This is a genomic window from Mesorhizobium sp. M2E.F.Ca.ET.209.01.1.1 (assembly GCF_004010375.2).
GTDB lineage: Bacteria > Pseudomonadota > Alphaproteobacteria > Rhizobiales > Rhizobiaceae > Mesorhizobium.
Map to the genome: position 1 here is coordinate 1 of NZ_SADP02000717.1, position 329 is coordinate 329.

Consider the following 329-nt stretch of genomic DNA (forward strand, 5'->3'; position numbering starts at 1 on the left):
ATTCCAGATCCCGCTTTACCAGCAGATGAAGGAACGCGACGCCAAGTTCTACGCGGACCTGGAAAAGGCCGGCTTCCTGCTCGACTGGGGCGATGACGGCTCGGGCCTCTTCATGAAATACCTGCGCCGCGGTTCGGGATACTACATCGATGTCGGCGCCTGCGACCTCATCATCGACGGTTCGATCAAGCTCAAGAGCGGACCAGGCGCCGCGGTGGAAGAGTTGACGCGAACCGGTGTCAAATTCGCCGATGGAACCGAATTGCCCGCAGATCTCGTAATCTATGCCACCGGCTACGGCTCGATGAACGGCTGGGCGGCGAGATCAG

General features: G+C 59.9%; 1 pseudogene. It reads left to right on the top strand.

The features are described 5' to 3' along the window. Positions 1-329: pseudogene (locus EN852_RS37585) on the top strand (NAD(P)/FAD-dependent oxidoreductase); the annotation flags it as partial.